Consider the following 1,223-nt stretch of genomic DNA (forward strand, 5'->3'; position numbering starts at 1 on the left):
AAACATCATTTTTCTGCTTCCAATACTCCATGATTTGTTTGTATTCACTATCATTTGTCACTATAGGTTGTCCATAACGATTAGAAGCAATTAAATCACGCACATCCCTTCTCTCATCAAGCTGAATCAAGTATGGCAGTAGCTCCTCCAAGAGCATATTGTCAACCATCTTCTGAGCATCAAATTGTGGTGGAAAAATGCAATTGTTTGCTGGTGAAATACATCCCTTGTAAGGAGAGTCATCAATAAGCACTGTTCTTTGTGGATCACATTCAAACCCCATGGCAATTTTGGCTAGAGGCTTGAACATTGCCTTAACGTTTGGATTGTCGGGTCTAAACAATTTTTGAGTTTGAGCGGTGTAGCAAACATCTTGCGACCAAATTGCAAAGAAAGGCAATGTATCCTCAGCTAAGTTGTTTAGTGCTGCAAGGATTTGATACACATTATTCCTAGTAGCTGTCGACCAAATTGCAACATTAAACCTCTGTAAAATCGTCTTCAAGAATTGGATGCAACCTGGCCTAAGTATAATATATCTTTTTGAATCCATTTACACTGAGTTGTGGTGTGAGGATGGTTGAGGGGAACGTTTCAATAGTAGACCATTTAAATCCAATATAACTGTAAGCATGGATTCCTCAACATCTACACTACATGAAGTAGTAGCAATTGACAATAGCTCGTGAGTGGACTTTTCAATCTCTTTTGATGTATGTTGCATTTTTGAAGCATCAATTTCTTGGTTCTCATTATTGCAAGCTTGCTCAAGTTGCACAACACTAGACTCTAGTATAGAAATATCATCCATCTTGGGCACTTCAGAAACCATAGAATCTATGGATTCTATAGTTGTTGACTAAACCATAGGAGCATTATCCATCCCAGTTTGTGAATCTAAGAAAACACACACACAAATGGTATCTCAAAACCACTAGAATTTTATTCACCATATTTATATGTAGAACTCCTAGTAAGAAATTTATTTAAGGTAAAGTCGTTGTTAGAATCCTTGCAACCATTTTCAGCATTCGTACACCAAACACCACTTGTCTAAAATACAATCTACTAACTCAACATTTTCCATCCTACACTTTATTAAAGATGAGTACTTAAAGTGAAAACTAAAAGCCACCCTTGTTGAGGAAACATGGATACAAGGTCCACCAAATGTCCAACCTAGACTACAAGAAAATAATTAGAGATTTGGCTTAGATTTGGAT

At 36.6% G+C, this 1,223-nt stretch carries 2 protein-coding genes; both read right to left on the reverse strand.

What is annotated here, in order from left to right:
* A partial coding sequence (locus DD606_RS25290; RefSeq protein WP_139158386.1) for an HAD family hydrolase occupies window positions 1-553 on the reverse strand: 553 nt, incomplete at its 3' end.
* The gene (locus DD606_RS25295) at window positions 554-811 is read right to left on the reverse strand and encodes a hypothetical protein (RefSeq protein ID WP_129259476.1); all 258 of its coding nucleotides are present in this window, start codon (window positions 809-811) and stop codon (window positions 554-556) included.
* Window positions 812-1,223 lie beyond the last annotated feature (412 nt).

It is taken from the genome of Enterobacter cloacae complex sp. GF14B, assembly GCF_004136805.1.
GTDB classification, from domain to species: domain Bacteria; phylum Pseudomonadota; class Gammaproteobacteria; order Enterobacterales; family Enterobacteriaceae; genus Enterobacter; species Enterobacter hormaechei_C.

What these genes read in the sequence shown, in the direction of transcription:
- DD606_RS25295 (WP_129259476.1), bottom strand. Translation starts at nt 811, where the DNA reads ATGGATGATATTTCTATACTAGAGTCTAGTGTTGTGCAACTTGAGCAA.